The sequence below is a fragment of the Allorhizobium sp. DMC15 genome (assembly GCF_056314065.1).
In genome coordinates this window covers 166,965-188,030 of sequence record NZ_JBQUZB010000006.1, presented here as the reverse complement: position 1 = coordinate 188,030, position 21,066 = coordinate 166,965, and the positions used below count along the sequence as shown (strand labels likewise).

The 21,066-nt window shown below is 60.2% G+C and carries 19 protein-coding genes and 1 riboswitch; of the genes, 15 read left to right on the top strand and 4 right to left on the bottom strand.

The window, feature by feature from the left end; all coding sequences use genetic code 11:
* Positions 1–399: 399 nt before the first annotated feature.
* A complete protein-coding gene (locus ACT53S_RS22090; RefSeq protein WP_174238528.1) occupies positions 400–615 on the bottom strand; it encodes a hypothetical protein in 216 nt (71 codons plus the stop codon).
* A gap of 153 nt (positions 616–768) precedes the next feature.
* A riboswitch (cobalamin riboswitch) is annotated at positions 769–986 on the top strand.
* A 51-nt stretch (positions 987–1,037) separates the two neighbouring features.
* Here ACT53S_RS22090 and ACT53S_RS22085 point away from each other — a divergent pair.
* The 6 genes from ACT53S_RS22085 to ACT53S_RS22060 all read left to right on the top strand — a co-directional run bounded on the left by ACT53S_RS22085 (position 1,038) and on the right by ACT53S_RS22060 (position 9,561).
* Positions 1,038–1,721, top strand: a complete 684-nt coding sequence (locus ACT53S_RS22085) for an energy-coupling factor ABC transporter permease (RefSeq protein WP_476068598.1) — start codon at positions 1,038–1,040, stop codon at positions 1,719–1,721.
* Positions 1,722–1,868: 147 nt separating this feature from the next.
* Complete coding sequence (locus tag ACT53S_RS22080) at positions 1,869–2,813, top strand: phosphoribosylaminoimidazolesuccinocarboxamide synthase (RefSeq protein WP_476068597.1); 945 nt, start codon at positions 1,869–1,871, stop codon at positions 2,811–2,813.
* Positions 2,814–2,826: 13 nt separating this feature from the next.
* Entirely contained in the window at positions 2,827–3,492 is a 666-nt protein-coding gene (locus tag ACT53S_RS22075) for a TetR family transcriptional regulator (protein ID WP_476068596.1), read from the top strand.
* 129 nt (positions 3,493–3,621) lie between these two features.
* A complete protein-coding gene (locus tag ACT53S_RS22070) occupies positions 3,622–4,836 on the top strand; it encodes an efflux RND transporter periplasmic adaptor subunit (protein WP_476068595.1) in 1,215 nt (404 codons plus the stop codon).
* Positions 4,837–4,877: 41 nt separating this feature from the next.
* Positions 4,878–7,994, top strand: a complete 3,117-nt coding sequence (locus ACT53S_RS22065; protein ID WP_113379139.1) for an efflux RND transporter permease subunit — start codon at positions 4,878–4,880, stop codon at positions 7,992–7,994.
* Positions 7,995–8,121: 127 nt separating this feature from the next.
* Entirely contained in the window at positions 8,122–9,561 is a 1,440-nt protein-coding gene (locus ACT53S_RS22060) for an efflux transporter outer membrane subunit (protein ID WP_113379138.1), read from the top strand.
* Between the two features lie 63 nt (positions 9,562–9,624).
* On the opposite strand, the gene ACT53S_RS22055 is transcribed toward ACT53S_RS22060, so the two are convergent.
* Entirely contained in the window at positions 9,625–10,491 is an 867-nt protein-coding gene (locus ACT53S_RS22055) for a MerR family transcriptional regulator (RefSeq protein WP_476068594.1), read from the bottom strand.
* 95 nt (positions 10,492–10,586) lie between these two features.
* On the opposite strand from ACT53S_RS22055, the gene ACT53S_RS22050 reads away from it, so the two are divergent.
* Together ACT53S_RS22050 and ACT53S_RS22045 are read left to right on the top strand one after the other, a co-directional pair.
* Complete coding sequence (locus tag ACT53S_RS22050) at positions 10,587–11,867, top strand: 4-aminobutyrate--2-oxoglutarate transaminase (RefSeq protein WP_476068593.1); 1,281 nt, start codon at positions 10,587–10,589, stop codon at positions 11,865–11,867.
* 3 nt (positions 11,868–11,870) lie between these two features.
* A complete protein-coding gene (locus ACT53S_RS22045; protein WP_476068592.1) occupies positions 11,871–13,355 on the top strand; it encodes an NAD-dependent succinate-semialdehyde dehydrogenase in 1,485 nt (494 codons plus the stop codon).
* A gap of 8 nt (positions 13,356–13,363) precedes the next feature.
* Here ACT53S_RS22045 and ACT53S_RS22040 read toward each other — a convergent pair whose 3' ends face one another.
* On the bottom strand, positions 13,364–14,323 hold the full coding sequence (locus tag ACT53S_RS22040) for a hydrogen peroxide-inducible genes activator (protein ID WP_476068591.1): 960 nt from the start codon (positions 14,321–14,323) through the stop codon (positions 13,364–13,366).
* Positions 14,324–14,423: 100 nt separating this feature from the next.
* On the opposite strand from ACT53S_RS22040, the gene ACT53S_RS22035 reads away from it, so the two are divergent.
* A complete protein-coding gene (locus ACT53S_RS22035) occupies positions 14,424–14,657 on the top strand; it encodes an HP1242/YdcH family protein (protein ID WP_160143215.1) in 234 nt (77 codons plus the stop codon).
* A 115-nt stretch (positions 14,658–14,772) separates the two neighbouring features.
* On the opposite strand, the gene efp is transcribed toward ACT53S_RS22035, so the two are convergent.
* Complete coding sequence (efp, locus tag ACT53S_RS22030) at positions 14,773–15,342, bottom strand: elongation factor P (RefSeq protein ID WP_113379132.1); 570 nt, start codon at positions 15,340–15,342, stop codon at positions 14,773–14,775.
* Between the two features lie 137 nt (positions 15,343–15,479).
* Between efp and epmA the strand changes: the two genes are divergently transcribed.
* From epmA to ACT53S_RS22000, 6 genes are all read left to right on the top strand, one after another.
* Complete coding sequence (epmA, locus tag ACT53S_RS22025; protein WP_142071196.1) at positions 15,480–16,544, top strand: EF-P lysine aminoacylase EpmA; 1,065 nt, start codon at positions 15,480–15,482, stop codon at positions 16,542–16,544.
* Positions 16,537–17,580 (top strand): lysine-2,3-aminomutase-like protein, encoded by a 1,044-nt coding sequence (locus ACT53S_RS22020; RefSeq protein WP_476068590.1) that lies wholly within the window; start codon positions 16,537–16,539, stop codon positions 17,578–17,580. The genes epmA and ACT53S_RS22020 overlap by 8 nt, the downstream gene beginning before the upstream one ends.
* 163 nt (positions 17,581–17,743) lie before the next feature.
* Positions 17,744–17,995 carry an acyl carrier protein gene (locus ACT53S_RS22015; RefSeq protein ID WP_113379129.1) on the top strand — a complete coding sequence of 84 codons (252 nt, stop codon included), beginning with the start codon at positions 17,744–17,746 and terminating at the stop codon, positions 17,993–17,995.
* Positions 17,995–19,176, top strand: coding sequence for an acyl-CoA dehydrogenase family protein (locus ACT53S_RS22010; RefSeq protein ID WP_476068589.1), 1,182 nt, complete (start codon positions 17,995–17,997; stop codon positions 19,174–19,176). Before ACT53S_RS22015 ends, ACT53S_RS22010 begins: the two co-directional genes overlap by 1 nt.
* A gap of 5 nt (positions 19,177–19,181) precedes the next feature.
* The gene (locus ACT53S_RS22005; protein WP_476068588.1) at positions 19,182–20,090 is read left to right on the top strand and encodes an amino acid--[acyl-carrier-protein] ligase; all 909 of its coding nucleotides are present in this window, start codon (positions 19,182–19,184) and stop codon (positions 20,088–20,090) included.
* Positions 20,091–20,097: 7 nt separating this feature from the next.
* Positions 20,098–21,063: a DUF1839 family protein gene (locus ACT53S_RS22000; RefSeq protein ID WP_476068587.1), complete on the top strand. Its 966-nt coding sequence runs from the start codon at positions 20,098–20,100 to the stop codon at positions 21,061–21,063.
* The last annotated feature ends 3 nt before the right edge of the window (positions 21,064–21,066 follow it).

Genomic DNA, 21,066 nt, shown 5'->3' with positions numbered 1-21,066 from the left:
CCGTCAAAAAACCATCCCGCCAAACCGTCAGGCCCGGCAACCAATCAGCATCTCAGCCAATTTTAAGAGGTTTTCTCGCTGAACCAGAGTGCCGCTCGCCTCATTGGCGCCGCCCTCTCGTTCGGTGAGGCGGCTTATACGGCCACTCCCTTTTGCCGTCAACAGCCAATTGTCAAAAAACTGTCGTTTTTTTCAAGTGACTGATTTTACTCGCGAAAAACTGACGCTTTATAATGCAGTCTGCACAAAGCCGCATCAGCTGCCTTCTTCCCCGACTACACCCATATAGGAAGAGATAACGCCTGCTCAAAGGCCACCGTCCAAGTCGATCGATCGACCCCTCTCGGAACCCGTTTCAGCTCCTAGGTCGCCGCCCCACCTCCAAGCGCCCTTTGGGTATCATCCCTTCGTGATCAGGATCAGCACCACAAACATCACGGGTACGGCCGTCAAGGCCGGCAGGATGATGGCGGGATAACCGAATGTCACGATCGCCAGCAGCCACAGCAGCAGCAGGTTGACGATGAAGAGCACTTTCGCGGTCGTCGGTCCCATGACGGCCTCCTTCAGCATCCAGCCGAACACCGGCACGTGGTAAATCATCCTGGCAATCATCACGCATTCTCCATCACGCGTTGCTGTTCTGCCCCTTCGTCTACTGGCACCGGCCCAAGGCGTTCAATGCGTCAAATTGGCATTCGGCAAATTGTCGCCGCTTTGCAGGGGCCAGAGGTCGCAAGTGGCTGGACAAGCCAAAGCAGTACGCCTTACACATTGAAGCGAGATGGTTCCGCCCCGATGATCCGGACGGGTGGACGAAGAGGGAATACGGTGAGGACTACCCATCAGGGGCCGAGACCGTGGCTGCCCCCGCAACTGTGAACGGCGAGCGACATCCGACAAGCCATTGGCCCAGAGAGGGTTGATAAGGCGGACTGAAGCCCTGACCCGTGAGCCAGGAGACCTGCCATCGCTTGGCGCCGCATTTGCGGCAATCACTCTTCCCGCGCGGTGGGCGCGGACGAAAGGACTGTCATATGCATATTGAACCCGGCGTCGTCGACGGCGCAAAACTCGCTCTCAGCTACGCAACCGCCGCGCTGTCCTTTGGACTGATCGGCAAGATGGCCTCAGATACATTGCGCAAGGACGCCAATGTCACGGGCCTTGCCGGCCGCAGCCTGGCAACCACGGCGCTGGTCTTCTCTTTCTTCGAGATCCTGCCACATCATCCAGTCGGCGTATCTGAGGTACACCTCATCCTCGGCTCGACGCTCTTCCTGATCTTCGGTGCGGGCGCGGCATCGATCGGATTGGCGCTCGGCCTTCTGATTCAGGGCCTGTTCTTTGCCCCCTTCGACCTTCCGCAATATGGAATGAACGTAACGACCCTTATTGTGCCCCTCTTTGCCTTGTCGAAACTCGCCGAACGTCTGATCCCTGAAAAGACGGCTTATGTGGACGTCGGCTACCGGCAGGCCCTCGTGCTCTCGACCACCTACCAGGGCGGCATCGTCGCCTGGGTCGGATTCTGGGCGCTATACGGCCACGGCTTCGAAGCTGCCAACCTCACCAGCATCGCAACCTTCGGCATTGCCTATATGTCAGTGATCACGGTCGAACCGCTGATCGATCTGGCGGTCCTCGCCGCGGCCAAGGCGTGGCGCCGCGGAACCGACAATGCCCTGTTCACAATGCGGCTCCATCGTCCCGCAACGTAACGGTGCATCGAGCACACACTTCACGAGCGCATGGTCTCGCCATGCGCTTTTTCTTTGAAACAGGCCGGGCTTTGCGCTACCGCGAAAGCAATAATGCCCGAAGGGCTTCTGTAGACCTCCTCCCGATACGATCAAGGACAGCTTTCGATGCGCATCCTCTCCGAAGCCCATTTTCCGGAATTGCCGAACTATTATCGCGGCAAGGTCAGGGAAAACTACGACCTGTCAGATGGAACGCGTATCATCATCTCCACCGATCGCCTGAGCGCCTTTGACCGCATCCTTACCTGCATCCCGTATAAGGGACAGGTTCTCACGCAAACGGCTCGCTTCTGGTTCGAACGCACCAGCGATATCTGCCCCAATCATGTCGTTGCCTATCCGGACCCCAATGTCGTGGTCGGCAAGCGGCTCGACATCCTGCCGGTCGAGATCGTCGTACGTGGCTATCTCGCCGGCACGACGGGGACCTCTATTCTGACACTCTATAAGAAGGGCGAGCGCAGCATGTACGGGATCACCCTGCCCGACGGCATGCGCGACAACGAGAAACTGCCCGAAGCGATCATCACGCCGACAAGCAAAGAGTTCGACGGCGGTCATGACGAACCTCTCACACCGGAAGAGATCGTATCGAAGAAGTTGCTGACGGCCGAGCAATGGGAGACCCTCTCCCGTTACGCTCTCGCCCTCTTTGCCCGTGGCCAACAACTCGCCGCCGAGCGCGGGCTCATCCTCGTCGATACGAAGTATGAGTTCGGCACCGATGAAAACGGGACCATTATTCTCGCCGACGAGATCCACACACCCGACAGCAGCCGCTACTGGATTGCGGAAACCTATCAGGAAAGCTTCGAAAAGGGCGAAAGGCCCCAAAGCTTCGACAAGGATTTCGTCCGCGCCTGGGTGGCCGAACGCTGCGATCCCTATGTCGATCCCATCCCGGAAATTCCCCAGTCGCTGGTCGAAGAGACCTCGAAGGTCTATATAAAGGCTTACGAAGCGATCACAGGACTGCCGTTTGTCCCCGATGACAGTGGTCAAAGCCCCTGGGATCGCGTTCGCGCCAATCTGGCGCCCTATTTCATCTGAGGGAGGAGGGCCCATGGATCAAGACCCACGCGCGCGTCCTGGAGCGTGTTGCCCGCCAGCAGACGGTGGCGCGTCCACACGTCGCCCGCGTCGGTCGGCCGAGGAAACCCGCGAAGAAATCCTGAATACTGCTGAGACGCTTTTTCGCGCTCGCGGCTATGCCAGCGTCGCCATCGCCGATATCGCGGCCGATCTGGCAATGTCGCCAGCCAACGTATTCAAGCATTTCAGAACAAAGGCGAGCCTCGTCGATGCCATTGCCACCAGGGCAATCGAACAGACGCTCAATTCGCTGAAGGCGCTTGCCAGCGATCAGCCGGCTTCCGAGCGGCTTTACGCTCTTGCTCACCATTTGATGCAAGAGCACCTGTCCGAACTGATGGATGCGCCATTCGTTTTTGAAATGATTCTCGTAACGATCACCGAGGAACTCGACTGCAGTGATCGGTTCCGGGCAATCGTGGTCGATATGCTCTCCGACATCATTACGGCAGGCGTCCGTGAAGGGGTCTATCACGTGGAAGATGTCCCCCGAATTGCCAACGCCGTTTTTGATGCCCTCGCCTGCGTGATCCATCCCGTGATGACGGGAATGGAGAAGGCTGACATAATGGCAACACGATGCAGAGAAGTCGTTAACCTGATCGATGCCTCGCTGCGGTCGCCACTTGTTAGGTGACGATTTTTGATTTACGTCACTTCATCTGATCTGGCTGGCCCCCGCCGGCGGTTCTAGCCTGTGGCTGCTCCCCGTATATCGCGGCGAGGGCTGTCGGGCGTCGTTTGTCCTTATTTGTGAGATTCCTTGATGCGTCCAAGCCTTCGACTTGCTTCCGCCATCCTCGTCTGCACCGCGGCTCTGGCGGGGTGCTCCGATCAAGGCACGGGACAAAACGGCGGCGCCGGCGCCGCTCCAGGCGGCGAACGCCCGCCGACGCCGGTCAGCGTTCTCGCGATGAAGAAGGGCGAGCATCCGCTGACGAGCACCTTGCCTGGACGTGCATCCGCTTACCAGGCCGCCGAGATCCGCCCGCGCGTCAGCGGTGTCATCAAGGAAATTGCCTTCAAGGAAGGCAGCGAGGTCAAGGCAGGCGACCTGCTCTACAAGATCGAAGACGATACCTACCGCGCAGCCCAGGCCCAGGCAGAAGCCAGCTTGCAGAAGGCCGAAGCCGGCGTCCCGACGGCCAAGTCCAATCTCGCCCGTCAGGAGCGTCTGGTTGGCAGCGGCGCCACGCAGGTCGAGCTTGAGAACGCTCGCGTGACCCTTCTTCAGGCCGAGGCCGATGTCGCGCAGGCTAAGGCAGCGCTGCGCTCTGCCGAGATCGAACTCGGTCTCACGGAAATTCGTGCACCGTTCGAGGGCGTCACGACCGCCTCGCGTTATTCGATCGGCAACGTTGTCACGGCAAACCAGACCGACAGCCTCATGACCCTGCGTCGCCTCGACCCGATCTACATCGATCTGACGGAATCGAGCGTCAACCTTCTTCGGCTGCGCGAAGCCATGAACACCGGTCGGATCAACCAGAACAAAGATGGTGCGGCGGACATCCGGCTGACGCTGGAGGACGGGCACGATTACCCCGTTGTCGGCAAGCTCGACATGTCGGAAATGGCCGTCAGCCAGACGACCGGCACCTATTCGATCCGCGCTGTCTTCGACAATCCGGATGGTCTGGTCCTGCCAGGCATGTATGTCCGCGCCACCGTCACAGTGGGTACCGAAGAGGGCTACCTGATCCCGCAGCGTGCGGCGACCCGCAGCGCAAACGGCGAGCTTTCAGCCAAATTCGTCACCGCCGAAAACAAGGTCGAGACTCGTGTTTTTGACGAGGCGCAGGTTTCCGGAAACAACTGGCTCGTAGCCAGCGGCATCAATGACGGCGACAAGCTGATTGTCGACGGCTTCCAGTGGATCGGCGACGGAGCTCCCGTCCAGCCGGTCGACGCAAAGGTCAATGAAAACGGGATCGTCGAAGAGACCGCGGCGCCGGCTGCTGCGCCTGCAGCGCAACCTTGATTGTGCGTAAGGCAAGGCAACCGAGGCGTAAAGGATAACCCATGGCCCAGTTTTTCATTCGCCGCCCGATCTTTGCATGGGTGATCGCGATTATCATCATGCTCGGCGGTGCGCTCGCGATTTCGACGCTGTCAATCGCGCAGTATCCGGAAATCGCTCCGACCACGGTGCAGATTTCGGCAAGCTATAACGGCGCAAGCGCCGAAACGGTTGAGAAGTCCGTGACGTCGATCATCGAGGATGGCATGACCGGCCTCGATGATCTCACGTACATGACGTCTTCGTCGAGCACGGGATCGGCATCGGTCTCCCTGACCTTCGGGAATTCCATTGATCCGGAAATCGCGCAGGTTCAGGTGCAGAACAAACTGCAGCTGGTCCAGTCGCAATTGCCGGATATCGTTCAGACCGCAGGCATTACGGTTACCCGGTCCACGTCGAGCATCCTGCTCGTGGGTGCGCTGGTGTCCACAGATGGCGCCCGCAGCAACGTCGAGCTCGGCGACATCTTCTCATCCCAGATTGAAGACCAGATCAAGCGTCTCGAAGGCGTCGGCAGCATCGAGGTGTTCGGCACCGGATATGCCATGCGTGTTTGGCTCGATCCGTTCAAGCTGAACAAGTTCCAGCTGACACCGACAGACGTCACCGCCGCAATCCAGGCACAGAACACCCAGGTCTCGGTCGGCGCCCTCGGCAGCCAGCCGGCACCCGCAGGCCAGCAATTGACGGTGACGGTCACGGCGCAGAGCCAGCTGCAATCTGTCTCGGACTTCGAAGCGATCATTCTGAAGACGGAAACGGATGGCGCGACCGTAAGACTGAGCGATGTTGCGCGGATCGAGGTCGGCCAGGAAAGCTATGGCACCAAGACGCGGTCCAACCGCAATCCGGCCACGGGCTTCGCCGTCAATCTGGCAACCGGTGCCAACGCCTTGGATACGGCGGAACGCGTCAAGTCGCAGCTCGCGACGATCGCCCCGTCGCTCCCGGAAAACGTCGTCATCACTTACCCCTACGACACGACGCCGTTCGTGCAGCTCTCCATCGAGAAGGTCGTCCACACGCTCCTGGAAGCGATTGTGCTGGTCTTCGTCGTGTTGCTGGTGTTCCTGCAGAACCTTCGTGCCACCTTCATTCCGATGATCGCCGTCCCGGTGGTTCTTCTCGGAACCTTCGGAATTCTGGCTCTGACGGGCTATTCCATCAACACGCTGACCATGTTCGCCATGGTTCTGGCGATCGGCCTTCTGGTCGATGATGCCATCGTCGTCGTGGAAAATGTCGAGCGCATCATGTCCGAGGAAGGTCTGTCGCCGCTCGAAGCCACACAGAAATCCATGGGCGAAATCACCGGTGCGATCGTCGGCATCGCACTGGTCCTGACGGCCGTGTTTATTCCGATGGCCTTCTTCGGCGGCTCGACCGGGATCATTTATCGGCAGTTCTCGGTGACGATCGTCTCTGCGATGCTGCTCTCGGCCGTGGTCGCCATCGTACTGACGCCCGCGCTCTGCGCTACCATGCTGAAGCCGATCGATCATCACAAGGCGAAGCGTGGACCGGCCGCTTGGTTCAACCGCAATTTCGACCGGGCAACCGGCGGCTATGTCTCGTCGATCGGCTATCTGCTCAAGCGTCCGCTGCGCGTGATGCTGATGTTTGCCGTCGTGATCGGCAGCATGAGCTGGTTCTTCCTCCGCCTGCCCTCCTCTTTCCTCCCACAAGAAGACCAGGGCGTCCTGATGACGATCGTCCAGCTGCCGAACGGTTCGACCGTGACGCGGACGGAAGAGATCATCAAGAAGATCGAGGATTATTATCTCGACAAGGAAAAGGATGCGATCCAGGACGTGTTCTCCGTCTCCGGCTTCTCCTTCGTCGGTTCTGGACAGAATTACGCGCTGGTCTTTGCCAAACTGAAGGACTTCGAGCTTCGCAAGGATCCGCAGCTGGCAGCGCCCGCCGTCGTCCAGCGCGCCATGGGTTACTTCTTCACTCTGCGTGATGCCCAGGTCTTCCCGCTGCAGCCGCCGGCGATCCCGGGTCTCGGCACATCGAGTGGCTTCTCGATGTATCTCGTCGACAGCGGCAAGCGGGGCACGGAAGCCTTGACGGCGGCCTCACAGCAATTGATGCAGGCTGGGAGCCAGAACGCGGCTGTCAGCTCGCTGCGTTCGAACAACCCACCGGCGGAGACCCAGCTGAAATTCCTGCTGGACCAGGAAAAGATGGGCGCCATGGGTCTCGACATCGCAACCGTCAACAACATGCTGTCGACCATCTTTGCGGGGCGTGATGTCAACGACTTTACGCTGAACGGCGAACTGAAGCCGGTCTTCGTTCAGGGCGACGCCCCTTATCGCATGCAGGAATCGGCCATCAACGACTGGCACGCCCGCAACGCCAACGGCGAAATGGTGCCCTTCTCATCCTTCGTGAAGACGCAATGGATCAGTGGCGCGCCGACCCTCAGCCGCTTCAACGGCGTGGGCGCGATCTCGATGGAAGGTGCGGCTGGCGCTGGCGTGAGCTCGGGGACCGCAATGGACACCATGGAGCAGCTGACCGCTGGTCTCGACGGTGGATACACAGTGGCTTGGCAGGGCATCTCCTATCAGGAGCGGCTGTCGGGCTCTCAAGCCCCGTTGCTCTACGCCTTGTCGGTGCTGATCGTCTTCCTTTGCCTGGCAGCCCTGTACGAAAGCTGGTCGATCCCCTTCTCCGTCATTATGGCGGTACCGGTCGGCGTCTTGGGTGCGGTCGCGGCAGCGTCGTTCTTCGGCCAGTCCAACGACGTCTACTTCAAGGTCGGCCTGCTGACGACAATCGGTCTCGCCGCCAAGAATGCGATTCTCATCGTGGAGTTTGCAAAGGACCGTCAGGCTGCCGGAGTGAGTGTCATAGATGCAACACTCGAAGCTGCAAAGCTTCGCCTGCGCCCGATTATCATGACGTCGCTCGCCTTCATTCTGGGTGTCGTTCCGCTCGCCGTTGCCACCGGAGCAGGCTCTGCTGCCCAAAATTCCATCGGCATTGGCGTGCTTGGCGGCATGTTCACGGCAACCGCGCTCGGGATCTTCTTTGTACCGTCGTTTTTCGTGATCATCCGCAAACTTTTCGGCGGTGCAAAACCGCAAGAACCGCTGTCATCGTGAAGATTGACAAACTATGTTAACCAACTATTGCGTAGGCTGCCGGGTTGGCCTGCGTGAGTAATGCGGTCCTCGGCGAGGGTGATATAAGCCCTTGAACGACGACCGGGGACGAACACAGGAAAACGTGATGCCATCGATACGTGCAGCCGCTCCGCTAGTAATGCTCCTTCTCTCTGGTTGCGTCGTTGGACCCGATCACGAGACGCCTCAAACGGCTCTTCCGGTGAAATTCTCCGAAGGCAGCGCCAGGGCCGCCGCAGACGTGACGCTGGCTCCGTGGTGGACTGCGTTCAATGACCGTCGCCTGGACACCCTGGTCGAAAAGGGTCTCTCGCAGAACCTCGACGTTCTGCAGGCCATCGAACGCATCACATCCGCCGAAGCCAACTTCGAAGCGGCCGATGCCGGCGCCTTCCCGCAGCTTTCTGTATCGGGTCAGCATCAAGTGTCCGGTAGCAGCGGCACAGGCGATTTCAACGGATCAGGCTCCGGTGGCCAGGACAGCCCCACCCGCAACACGACCACGGGTTCGGCGAGCGTTTCCTGGCTCCTCGATCTCTTCGGTCAGTATCGCCGTGCAAAGGAAAGCGCCAAAGCTTCCCTGGATGCCGCCTATGCCAGCGCTGATGTGGCCAAGCTGACCTTCTTGTCGAGCGTAGTGACCGCCTACGTCGATGCACGCTATTACCAGGAGCGCATCGCGATTGCGCGCAAGAACCTGGCGTCCCGCCGGGAAACGCTGGAACTGACACGCCTGCAGCTCGAAGCCGGTGCCGCGTCGCGCCTGGACGTGGTTCAGTCCGAAGGCCTCGTGAACTCCACACTGGCAGAAATGCCCTCTCTGGAGATTGGCTTCCGCCAGTCCGTGCACCGTATTTCGCTGTTGCTGGGCTTGCCGGCAACAACTCTGTTGGCCGATCTTCAGAAGGGGGCCGCCCAGCCCTACGCACGTCGTAGCGTCAATGCAGGCGTGCCTGCTGACCTGATCCGTAACCGTCCGGACATTCGCGCCGCAGAACGTAGTCTTGCTGCAGCTACGGCCGAAGTCGGAGTTGCCGAAGCCGCGCTCTATCCCTCGATTACCCTCAGCGGATCGATTTCGCCGAGCTACATCGTGACGTCTGGCGCCAATGGCGGTGTGACTTCATGGGGCTTTGGTCCAAGCCTGAACCTGCCGATCTTCGACGGCGGCCAGCGCCGCGCCAATGTCAAGGCGCGTGAATCCGCAGCGCGGGAAGCCTATCTCGCGTGGAAGCAGACGGTTCTGAGTGCCGTCGCCGAGGTCGAAAACGCCTTGGTCGCCGTGAACCGCACCCGCCAGACTGTATCGGCTCTCACCGCAACCGTCCGCTCCTACGAAGAAGCGCTGGCGCTATCGACCGCGAGCTACCGCGATGGCGCCTCCTCGCTTCTCGATGTGCTGGACGCCCAGCGCAATGTCGCCAGCGCCCAGGCAAACCTCGCGCAAGCTGTTCAGCAATTGGCGACGAACTATGTCGCCCTGAATGTTGCAATCGGCGGCGGATATGCATGGGACGGAGCCAAGACGGTCGTCGCCAGCAAGTAAGTCGGCAACCTCGACACCCAGACCCGGCACCGGAAACGGTCGCCGGGTTTTTCTTTGCCAAAATCAGAAGGTGGCCGGCGTGTTGATCCAGATGAGAACCGTTTCGCCACTGGAGATGTTGCGCCACGAATGGGGCCTACGGCTCTCGAAATAGAAGCTGTCGCCGGCATGCAGTTCGAAGAACCTGTCGCCGTCGAGAATGATCTCCAGGCTCCCCGAGAGCATGTGGATGAATTCCTCCCCCTCATGCTGATAGGCACCTTCGCTTGATGCACCGGGCGAAAGCTGGAAGCGGTTACACTCCATCATGTTGCGCCCCTCGGCGAGGACCTGCACCGCCACGCCCGATGAAGTGGTCGGCCATGAAGACCACTTGCCGTCGCGGATCAGGCTCTCCCCTCCCCGCCCTTCTTCCTGGCCACTCAGCGAGGCGAGCGTCGTCCCCAGATGCCGTGCGACTTCATGGAGAGCCGTAAACGACAGTCCTTGCGAGGTACGCTCGAACGTCGAAAGCTGCGAGACTGAAACGCCGGTCGCCTGGGCCACGTTATCAAGCGTTTTGCCCGCCTCCCGCCGCAAACGTCGCATGCGTGTGCCCGGACGGATATCGGAGGCGTCATCATCACTGTCCGAACCGTCGTCGTCAGGTTCCGGCAGATCCCGAAGCGTCTCGCGGATCGCGGCCGGATTGAGCCCCTTCTCCGTGCGCAGCCACGCGATCCGCTTCAGGCGATCGACAAGTGCACGATCATAGACGCGCTGACCCGTGGCAGTCCGTATAGGTTGGATGAGATCCTGGCTTTCCCATAGACGAAGCGTTGACGGCGAAACTCCCGCCATGCGCGCTGCCTCCGCAATCTTGAACCGGATGTCGTCCACGCTACCCTCGATCAAATGTCGCAGTCCTGCGTGATAATGCCGACAAAGCATATTGCAAGTCTACAGAAAAAATGTAGGAAATATCTTACCGCGCGATCGCAGTCGAATGCGACGCCGCTGGCAACCCTTCGCACAGGACGAAAACGATGAAGAACGCCGAAATCTCAGCTCGCAAGAATGACGCCATCTCCCGCGGCGTCGGCATGACCACGCAGATCTATGCCGACAAGGCTGAGAACTCGGAGATCTGGGATGTCGAGGGCCGACGCTACATCGACTTCGCCGGCGGCATCGCCGTTCTCAACACCGGCCATCGCCATCCGAAGGTTGTCGCAGCCGTCAAGAACCAGCTCGACCGCTTCACCCACACCTGCCACCAGGTCGTGCCTTACGAGAACTACGTCGCGCTCGCCGAACGTCTGAACAAGATGCTGCCGGGCAATTTCGAGAAGAAGACGATCTTCGCGACGACGGGCGCTGAAGCCGTCGAAAATGCGATCAAGATCGCCCGCTGCGCGACCGGCCGCTCCGCCGTCATCGCCTTTACCGGCGGCTTCCACGGCCGCACCTTCATGGGCATGGCGCTCACCGGCAAGGTCGTTCCCTACAAGGTCGGTTTCGGCCCGATGATGAACGACGTCTTCCACGTTCCCTTCCCGCTGGAAATGCACGGCATCGACGTCGAGACCACTCTTGACGTCCTCGACAAGCTGTTTAAGGCAGACGTCGATCCGAAGCGCGTGGCAGCGATCATCCTTGAGCCTGTCCAGGGCGAAGGCGGCTTCTATGACGTGCCGCGTGCACTGATGAAGGCCCTGCGCGAAATCTGCGATGAACATGGCATCCTGCTCGTCGCTGACGAAGTCCAGACCGGTTTTGCCCGCACGGGCAAGATGTTCGCGATGGAGCATTACGACGTCGTTCCGGACCTGACCACGATGGCGAAGAGCCTCGCCGGCGGCTTCCCGCTGTCGGCCGTCACCGGCCGCGCCGAACTCATGGATGCCCCCGGCCCCGGCGGCCTCGGCGGCACCTATGCCGGCAACCCGCTGGCGATCGCCGCCGCCCATGCCGTTCTTGACGTCATCGAAGAGGAAGAGCTCTGCGACCGCGCCAACCAGCTCGGCAACCGCCTGAAGCAGCGCCTCGAAGCCATCCGCGCCGACGTTCCACACATCATGGACATCCGCGGCCTCGGCTTCATGAACGCCGTTGAATTCAAGATCCCGGGAACCGACAAGCCGAATGCGGATTTCACCAATGCGGTGCGTGTGAAGGCACTGGAGAAGGGCCTCATCCTTCTCACCTGCGGCGTTTACAGCAACGTCATCCGCTTCCTCGCCCCGATCACCATTCAGGACGAGGTCTTCAACGAGGCACTCGATCTGATCGAAGCCTCGATCCGTGAAGTTGCAGCAGGAGCCTGAGGCATGACCATTTCGAAAACCCTGACCGAAAAGTTGAAGGACCCGACACTGGCGACCGACAAGTCGCTGGTCGGTAACGACTGGTTGGCAGCAAGCCAGTCGGGCAAGACCTTCGAGGTCACCAACCCGGCAACGGGTGACGTGATCGCGGTGCTTCCCGACCTCAACAAGGCGGAAGTGACGAAGGCGATCGATGCTGCCTACACGGCACAGAAGGCCTGGGCGAAGAAGACCGGCAAGGAACGCGCCGCGGTCCTGCGCAAATGGAACGACCTGATGGTCGCCAATGCCGACGATCTCGCCACCATCCTCACCATGGAAATGGGCAAGCCCTGGCCCGAAGCCCGCGGCGAAATCCTCTACGGCGCATCCTATGTCGAGTGGTTCGCCGAAGAAGCCAAGCGCGTCTACGGCGACACCATCCCCGGCCATCAGGCCGACAAGCGGATCATGGTCATCAAGCAGCCGGTCGGCGTCGTCGGTGCGATCACGCCGTGGAACTTCCCCAATGCCATGCTCGCCCGAAAGGTCGCTCCCGCACTCGCCGTCGGTTGCGCCATGGTGTCGAAGCCTGCGGCCCAGACCCCGCTCTCGGCTCTGGCGATCGCCATTCTGGCCGAGCGTGCAGGTCTCCCCGCAGGCCTCTTCTCGGTACTGACCTCGACCGATGCGGCCATGGTCGGCCAGGAACTCTGCGCCAATGACAAGGTCCGCAAGCTGACCTTCACAGGCTCCACCAATGTCGGCCGCATCCTGATGCGTCAGGGGGCCGACCAGATCATGAAGCTCGGCCTCGAGCTCGGCGGCAACGCGCCCTTCATCGTCTTCGATGACGCGGATCTCGATGCTGCCGTCGAAGGGGCGATGATTTCAAAGTATCGCAATGCCGGCCAGACCTGCGTCTGCGCCAACCGCCTCTATGTCCAGTCCGGCATCTACGACGCCTTTGCCAAGAAGCTCGCAGAGAAGGTCGGTCAGCTGAAGGTTGGCGACGGCTTTGCCGAGGGTGTGACCACAGGCCCGTTGATCGACTCCAAGGCCGTCGAAAAGGTCAAGGAACACGTGGCGGACGCCGTCTCCAAGGGCGCAACTGTCGCCCTCGGCGGCAAGCCGTCCTCCGCTGGCGAGCTGTTCTTCGAACCGACGATCCTGACAGGCGTGACAACCGCCATGAAGGTCGCGACCGAAGAAACCTTCGGCCCGGTCGCCCCGCTCTTCAAGTTCGAGACGGAAGAGGAAGTGATCGAACTGGCCAACGCCACCGAATTCGGCCTCGCCTCCTACTTCTACTCGAAGGACATCGCCAAGGTCTTCCGCGTCGCGGAAGCGCTTGAATACGGCATGGTCGGCGTCAACACGGGCCTCATCTCCACGGAAGTGGCGCCCTTCGGCGGTATCAAGCAGTCCGGCCTCGGTCGCGAAGGCTCGAAATACGGCATCGATGACTACACCGAGATCAAGTACATCTGCCTCGGCGGCATCGCCTGACCGAACGCTCAGCGATCCCCGGCTTCGCCCGGGGATCGCTGAGCCGCGATTACATCTGCCGTAAACAGCCCCGCCGCCACCTCTCGCGCAAGAGCCGCCAGGGCGCTGAAATGGCTCCCTCTCGCACTCGCCCGACGCCAGAAGAAGGCGATATCGCGCGTGCCCTCCCAGTCCGAGATCGTGAGCAGACGGATATTCTCGTCCTTGGCGAACTCCGAACGCACATAAAGCTCCGGAAACAGCGACAAGCCCATCTCGATCGACACCATCTGCCTGATCGCATCCAGGCTCGACCCTTCATAGTCCTCAGCGAGGATAGCACCGGACATCTCCGCGAGCTTTCGGACATCGTCCAGCAACCTGTGCCCCGGCCCGAGTGTCAATAATCGCATGCCCTCCAGCGCCGTCAAAGGAACGGATTTCAGGTCTGCCAGAGGGTGCATCCGGGGCACACCGAGATAAATCCGTTCGCGACAGATCACTTCTGCGACAAGGTCGGGTTCGTGAGATGGGACTGGGCCAACGCCGCAATCCGTTTGGCCTTGAAGGACCGCCCGTTCCAGCGGACGCGGCCTGTCCTCCCGGATATAGAGCTTGAGATCGGGATGTTGGGCATGCAGCCGGGGCAGAAGATAGGGCAGAAAGTAAGGTCCGAAGGACGGTGCAACACCCAAGCGGATGGCGCCGCCCAGATTGCCCTTGGAACTGACCGCGAGCGCCCGGATCTCATCGAGGCCGCTCAGGATGACCTTGGCTGCTGTAATGATCTCGGCCCCCACCGGGGTCGGCGTGACATGACCCGGCATGCGATCGATGAGCGTCACGCCGAGCTGCTTTTCCAGAAGCGCAACCTGCACCGATAGGGTCGGTTGCGAGACATTGCATCGGCGCGCGGCCTCACCGAAGTGGCCTGCCTCCCCGAGAGCAACCAGATATTCCAGCTGGCGATGGCTAGGCCGAAACGGCATGGCAACCTCATAGAGATCATCTATGAGAATGATATAATCAATGAATTGGAATAATCAAAGCTATGTTTCCATATTCGTCTCATCGGAAAGGAGACGAATCATGAAGCAACTGCTGAAAGCCCTGAAAGCCCGCCACTCGATCGTTGCCGCCAAAATCGACGAGGAACAGCGTCGGCCCCGGCCCGACGGCATCAGGGTTCGCGCCTTGAAGAAGATCAAGCTTCATCTGAAGGAGCAGATCACGCTGCTCGAAAGGGGCGACGGACCGCAGGTCGCCCGCAGGGCGCGCAGGGCATCATCGTCATTCGGAAATCCGCTGACCGCCGCACACTGAGAGCGGAGACCCGCAAAGCCTCGCCGATGATCGGCAGCTCGGCTTTGTCCGATAACAAAAGAGGCCCGGCGTTGAGAACGCCGGGCCTTATCATGGGGCGGAAGAGCGCCGATACTCAGTTCTTGGCGCGCTCGACGTAGGAATTGTCTTCCGTCGCGATCACAACGCGAGTGCCGGCATCGATATGCGGCGGCACCATCGTGCGGATGCCGTTCGAGAGCATGGCCGGCTTGTAGGACGAGGAAGCCGTCTGGCCCTTCACGACCGGCTCGGTCTCGGTGATCTCAAGCGTCACGTGGCGCGGCAGCTGGATGGCGAGCGCTACACCTTCGTGCATGGAGAGAATGCAGACCATGCCTTCCTGCAAATAGGCTTTCTGGTCACCCATGGTTTCGGCATCGACGACGACCTGGTCGTAGGATTCCGGGTTCATGAAGTGGAAGCCTTCACCGTCCTCATAGAGGAACTGGTGGTTCACGTCTTCGACAAACGCGCGCTCGACCTGTTCGGTCGTACGCCAGCGCTCAGACACCTTCACGCCATCGACGATGCGGCGCATGTTGACCTGGGTCACCGGCGTGCCCTTGCCCGGGTGGAAGTTTTCAGCCGTCAGGACGACGTAGAGCTTGCCGTCGACGTCGAGAACGTTACCCTTGCGGACGGAAGAGGCGATAATCTTGACCATTGGAATTCCTTGTATCTGCGTGAGACCCGTCGTAAAGGACGGCCGTCCCTGCTGACGTCTTCGAATTTCTCGGGCGGGACTAACCCAAATTCGGCAAAATAGCCAGCCCGTGTTGAGAGAAGGATCGAGAATCCGGAATGTCTGACCGACACCGTTCAGCCCCTGCGTGGTGGACACCCTCCACCCACGCCGATCGGCGGCCGTTTCTGATCGGACGCAACCGGATCCAGGCCGCGTTCCGCAGCCATTTCGCGGACCAAGACTTTGTGGAAGTCGACACGGCGACACTGCAGGTTTCGCCCGGCAACGAAGCCCATCTGCATGCCTTCAAGACTGAAGCTCTGGGACACGACGGCTCGGCAGTCCCGCTTTACCTCCACACTTCGCCGGAATTCGCCTGCAAGAAGCTGCTGTCTGCTGGCGAAACCCGGATCGCCTGTTTCGCCCATGTCTACCGCAATCGCGAGCGTGGCCCACTGCACCATCCCGAGTTTACGATGCTGGAATGGTACCGTGTCGGCGAAAGTTACGAGCAGTTGATGCAGGACTGCGTAGACCTGATTGCGCTTGCGGCAGAAACCGTGGGTACGAAGCACTTCGCTTACGGCGGCAAGACAGTCGACCCCTTCGCCGAACCCGAGCGGATCTCTGTGGCAGATGCCTTCGCGCGTCATGACATCGACCTTCTGGCGACGATCGAAGAGAATGGCACCACGAACCGCGACGCCTTGGCCAGTCAGCTGGTGGCAGTCGGCATGCGGGTCGCTGCCGACGACACCTGGGCGGATCTCTTCAGCCGGGTCATTGTCGAGAAGGTCGAACCCAATCTCGGCAACGGTCGCGTGACGATCCTCGACCGCTATCCCATTGCTGAGGCCGCACTCGCACGCCCATGCGCCGACGACCCGCGCGTCGCCGAACGCTTCGAACTCTATGCCTGCGGCGTCGAGCTCGCCAATGCCTTCGGCGAACTGACCGATCCCGGCGAGCAGCGACGGCGCTTTGAGGCGGAGATGGTCGAGAAACAGCGCGTCTATGGCGAAACTTATCCACTGGACGAAGATTTCCTTGAAGCCCTCGCCATCATGCCGCAGGCCTCCGGCATAGCTCTCGGTTTCGACCGGCTCGTGATGCTGGCAACCGGCGCACTTAAGATTGACCAGGTCATCTGGGCACCGGTGCCGGAGACGCATCGTGGCTGAGGCGACACTGCGCTCAATCCCCGACCTGATCGCTGCTGGCCTGGTCAACGCCTCTTCGGCCCAGACACTTGCCCCTGTCGCCGAACGCTACGCCATTGCGCTGACACCGACGGTATCGAGCCTGATTGACCCGTCCGATCCGCACGACCCGATTGCTGCCCAATATATTCCAACGGCCGCCGAACTGATCGAACATCCCGGCGAACGGCCCGATCCCATCGGCGACCATCCCCATTCTCCGGTCGAAGGCATCGTGCACCGCTACCCCGACCGCGTATTGCTCAAGCTTCTGCATGTCTGTCCGGTCTATTGCCGCTTTTGCTTTCGCCGCGAAATGGTGGGCCCCGATGGCGATGGCACCCTGTCGCCGGACCGGATTCAGGTTGCTCTGGATTACATCCGCAGCCACGAGCGCATCTGGGAAATAATCCTCACCGGTGGCGACCCGTTGATCCTCTCGCCTCGACGGCTTCGCGAGGTCATGCAGGCCCTCTGCACCATCGATCACGTCAAGATCGTCCGCATTCACAGCCGCGTCCCGGCCGTTGATCCTGCCCGCATCACGGAAGAACTGGTGGATGCCCTGAAGGCCTCGGGCAAGACCGTCTTCATCGCCCTGCACGTCAACCACCCCCGGGAATTGACCGACGAGGTGCGCGCCGCCTGTGCGCGGCTTGTCGATTCCGGCTTCTCGATGGTCAGCCAGAGCGTCCTGTTGAAAGGGATCAACGACAAGGCCGAGATCCTGGCGGACCTGATGCGTAGCTTCGTGGAGATGCGCATCAAACCCTATTACCTGCATCACCCCGATATGGCCCCCGGTACCGCTCATTTTCGTCTGACGATCTCGGAAGGCCAGGCGATCATGCGCGAGTTGCGCAACCACGTCTCGGGTCTGTGCATTCCGCACTACATTCTCGATCTGCCGGATGGGCACGGCAAGGTCGAAGCCGGCGCAAGTGCTCTTCGCGAAATTGAGCCAAATCGATACATGATTATCGATCGCCACGGAGATGAACAGCCCTATTCAGGGTAAATAAACCTGGTAAATCCGGATGAATTGGCAATAAAGGCAGATATTAGACCTTACAGCAGCCGAGAAACTTAGAATTTTACCGAATTCTTTAGTGAAAACTTCGTCTTTCCTCTGTAAGAAATCGCTCAATAAAATTCGAGCGACGACTTGAGAGGGATGAACGATGAACGATACCATTCGCACGCTTCTGTCGAAATTGGGTGGTCTGCCCGTAGCGGTCGATACGCTGGCCGATGACTCGGACCTCTATGCCGCCGGCCTCTCCTCTTTTGCATCGGTGCAGTTGATGCTCGGTCTGGAAGAAGCCTTCGACATGGAATTCCCCGACCACCTGCTCAACCGAAAGTCCTTCGCCAGCATCGCGGCCATCGAGGCAACGGTACAGATCATTCTCAAGGACAGAGAGGTCGCCTGATGGACCTCTCGAGCAAATCGGCGGACCAGAGCCTGAAGGCCCGCGCCACGCGTGTTGCGGCAATCGCTGCCGTCTATGCCGACGACGTCGACAAACAAGGCCGCTTCCCGCTGGAAGCCATCGCGGCGATGAAGGCCGAAAAACTGCTCGGCATCCAGATCCCGACGGACTGCGGCGGTGAATGCCGCTCGACCTCCGAGATCGCCGAACTCTGCACAATCATTGCACAGGCCTGCGCTGCAAGCGCCATGATCTTCGCGATGCACCAGATCAAGGTATCGAGCCTGGTCTCCCATGGAACCGAAGCCGAATGGCACCGCGGCTTCATGCGCCAGGTCTGCGATGAGCAACTGCTGCTCGGATCGGCCACGACCGAAGGCGGCATAGGCGGCAATCTCCGAAATTCGATCTGCGCCATCGAAGTCGAGGGCAATCTTTGCCGCTTGGAAAAGGACGCGACCGTCATCTCATACGGCAAGCAGGCAGACGCGATCCTGATCACGTCCCGCGCCCACAAGGATGCGCCTCCGTCTGACCAGGTGATGACGGTTTTCCTGAAGGGCCAATACACGCTGGAACAGACCCATGTCTGGGACACCATGGGCATGCGCGGCACGTGTTCGGACGGCTTCCTGTTTAAGGGAGAAGCGCCTGCCGCCCAGATCCTCCCGAAACCGTTTGCAGAGATCGCCGCACAGTCGATGCTTGCAAACTCGCACCTGCTCTGGAGCGCCCTGTGGTACGGCATTGCCGTCGATGCCTTCACGAAGGCCCAGACCTTCGTACGGACCGCGGCCCGCAAGGCGCCCGGCACACAGCCTCCCGGCCTCGTCCAGCTCGCAGAAATGTCGAGCCAGCTTCAGGTCATACGGTCGAATATCCAAGCCGGACTGGTGTCGTACGAACAGGCATTGCACGACCACGACCGCCTTTCCTCGATGGGCTTTGCGGTGGCCATGAACAACGTCAAGATCGCCTCTTCCGAGATGATCCTGCCTGTCATCAACCAGGCGCTCAGGATCTGCGGCATCATGGGCTACAAGAACGGCACCCCGTTCAGCCTGGGCCGCCATCTGCGCGATGCCCATTCGGCAGAACTGATGATTTCCAACGACCGCATTCTCGGCAACACGTCGACGATGCTGCTCGTCCATAAACAAGAAACCGGATTGTTGGGGTAACGGACATGGATATGCAGGTAAGCTTTCTCGACCGCCTCTTCGAAAGCGGTCTACTGATCGAGACCGGTGTGGACGGCCTTTATGGCCGAAGCGGCCAGTTCGAAGATGTGATTGCGGCCTTCGAACGACTGATCGACCGTGTCGGCGGTGGTGATGGCGCCGAAGCGATCCGTTTTCCTCCGGGCATGAACCGCGCCTATTTCGAGGCCAGCGGCTACATGAAAAGCTTCCCGCAGCTTGCCGGGACCGTGCATTCCTTCTGTGGCAACGACCACGACCACATGAGCCTGCTGCAATGCATGGAGGAAGGCGGAGACTGGACGAAAGAGCAGAAGGCGACGGACATCACGTTGACGCCGGCAGCCTGTTACCCGCTCTATCCGACGGTTGCCAAGCGCGGCCCGATCTCGATGGATGGCGGCCTCTTCGACCTGCAATCCTACTGTTTCCGTCACGAACCGTCGCAGGACCCGGCGCGCCAGCAGCTGTTCCGCATGCGCGAATATGTCTGCATGGGCACCGAAGCGCATGTCACGACTTTCCGCCAGACCTGGATGGATCGTGGCGTCGAGATGATGAAGTCGATCGGCCTCGACGTGGAGATCGATGTGGCGAATGACCCGTTCTTCGGCCGCGCAGGCCGGCTGATGGCCAACAACCAGCGCGACCAGAACCTGAAATTCGAGCTTCTCATTCCGGTGACCTCACAGGCCAACAAGACGGCCTGCATGAGCTTCAACTATCACCAGGATGCCTTTGGCCAGAAGTGGGGCCTTACCCTCGCCGACGGCTCCACCGCCTTCACCGCTTGCGTTGGCTTCGGTCTGGAGCGGATCGCGCTCGCGCTCTTCGCTCAACACGGCCTGGATGTCGCGCAGTGGCCCGAACACGTTCGCAACACGCTCTGGGGCTGAGCGCGTGATGACGGCAGTTTTTCCCGGGCTTGATCCAGCCGCCTACGCGCCACATGCGCTCCATTCCAGCGAACGCATGTGGCCGGAGACCAATTGCTACGTCGACCTCTGGATCGAGGTCTTGTCAGCACGGGGACTGAGTCCGGAAGCCATGTTGGGCTTCACCGTCACCCAAGATTTCGAAGGCGACCAGTTCACCTTCTTCAAGGTCCCCCTGGAAGATCTCGAAAGCCTCTACGACATCCGCGTCACGGAACTCGCGATCTTCGACCGCGTCGAGGCGCATGTGGCGGAGCAGATCCGCCGCGGCCGTCTGTGCCTGGTCGAAATGGACAGCTATTTCATGCCGGACACCCACGGGGTCGGCTACCATCAGGAGCACGGAAAGACGACGGTCGGCATCAATCGGCTGGATCTCGCAGGCCGCAGCATGGACTACTTCCACAATGGCGGCTTCTTCAGGGTGGAGGGCGCTGATTTTGACGGCGTGTTCCAGCTTGACCAGCCGGAAGGCAGCCTCCCTTTCCTGCCCTATACGGAATTCGTAAAGTTTCCTGACCGGCAGATGACGTTGGCGCATCAGCGGGAGACCGCATCATTGCTCTTGAAGCGGCACGTCGCCCGGCGACCGCATGGCAACCCGATTGCCGCCTTTGCGGCAGTATTCCCCACCCAGGTGGAAGCCATTGCCGATCGTCCCTTCGGCTATTTCCACAAATATGCCTTCAACACACTCAGGCAATTCGGCGCCAATTTCGAGCTGCTCGCCAGCCACCTGGCCTGGCTCGACAAGGCGAGCTATGAACACGCGATTGCAGATGCCTTGAAGATCAGCGAAAGCGCCAAGACCGTACAGTTCCAATTGGCGCGCGCCATCACTCGCAAGAAGTTCGACCCCCTTGCCTCAGCACTGGATCCGGCTGTTGCGGCCTGGGACCGGCTGATGGATGATATCGGCAGCAAAGCAGGCTGATTT

Excerpts from the sequence above, each read along its gene's own strand:
- ACT53S_RS22090 (WP_174238528.1), bottom strand. The coding sequence starts at position 615 with ATGATTGCCAGGATGATTTACCACGTGCCGGTGTTCGGCTGGATGCTG.
- ACT53S_RS22085 (WP_476068598.1), top strand. The coding sequence starts at position 1,038 with ATGCATATTGAACCCGGCGTCGTCGACGGCGCAAAACTCGCTCTCAGC.
- ACT53S_RS22080 (WP_476068597.1), top strand. The coding sequence starts at position 1,869 with ATGCGCATCCTCTCCGAAGCCCATTTTCCGGAATTGCCGAACTATTAT.
- ACT53S_RS22075 (WP_476068596.1), top strand. The coding sequence starts at position 2,827 with ATGGATCAAGACCCACGCGCGCGTCCTGGAGCGTGTTGCCCGCCAGCA.
- ACT53S_RS22070 (WP_476068595.1), top strand. The coding sequence starts at position 3,622 with ATGCGTCCAAGCCTTCGACTTGCTTCCGCCATCCTCGTCTGCACCGCG.
- ACT53S_RS22065 (WP_113379139.1), top strand. The coding sequence starts at position 4,878 with ATGGCCCAGTTTTTCATTCGCCGCCCGATCTTTGCATGGGTGATCGCG.
- ACT53S_RS22060 (WP_113379138.1), top strand. The coding sequence starts at position 8,122 with ATGCCATCGATACGTGCAGCCGCTCCGCTAGTAATGCTCCTTCTCTCT.
- ACT53S_RS22055 (WP_476068594.1), bottom strand. The coding sequence starts at position 10,491 with ATGCTTTGTCGGCATTATCACGCAGGACTGCGACATTTGATCGAGGGT.
- ACT53S_RS22050 (WP_476068593.1), top strand. The coding sequence starts at position 10,587 with ATGAAGAACGCCGAAATCTCAGCTCGCAAGAATGACGCCATCTCCCGC.
- ACT53S_RS22045 (WP_476068592.1), top strand. The coding sequence starts at position 11,871 with ATGACCATTTCGAAAACCCTGACCGAAAAGTTGAAGGACCCGACACTG.
- ACT53S_RS22040 (WP_476068591.1), bottom strand. The coding sequence starts at position 14,323 with ATGCCGTTTCGGCCTAGCCATCGCCAGCTGGAATATCTGGTTGCTCTC.
- ACT53S_RS22035 (WP_160143215.1), top strand. The coding sequence starts at position 14,424 with ATGAAGCAACTGCTGAAAGCCCTGAAAGCCCGCCACTCGATCGTTGCC.
- efp (WP_113379132.1), bottom strand. The coding sequence starts at position 15,342 with ATGGTCAAGATTATCGCCTCTTCCGTCCGCAAGGGTAACGTTCTCGAC.
- epmA (WP_142071196.1), top strand. The coding sequence starts at position 15,480 with ATGTCTGACCGACACCGTTCAGCCCCTGCGTGGTGGACACCCTCCACC.
- ACT53S_RS22015 (WP_113379129.1), top strand. The coding sequence starts at position 17,744 with ATGAACGATACCATTCGCACGCTTCTGTCGAAATTGGGTGGTCTGCCC.
- ACT53S_RS22010 (WP_476068589.1), top strand. The coding sequence starts at position 17,995 with ATGGACCTCTCGAGCAAATCGGCGGACCAGAGCCTGAAGGCCCGCGCC.
- ACT53S_RS22005 (WP_476068588.1), top strand. The coding sequence starts at position 19,182 with ATGGATATGCAGGTAAGCTTTCTCGACCGCCTCTTCGAAAGCGGTCTA.
- ACT53S_RS22000 (WP_476068587.1), top strand. The coding sequence starts at position 20,098 with ATGACGGCAGTTTTTCCCGGGCTTGATCCAGCCGCCTACGCGCCACAT.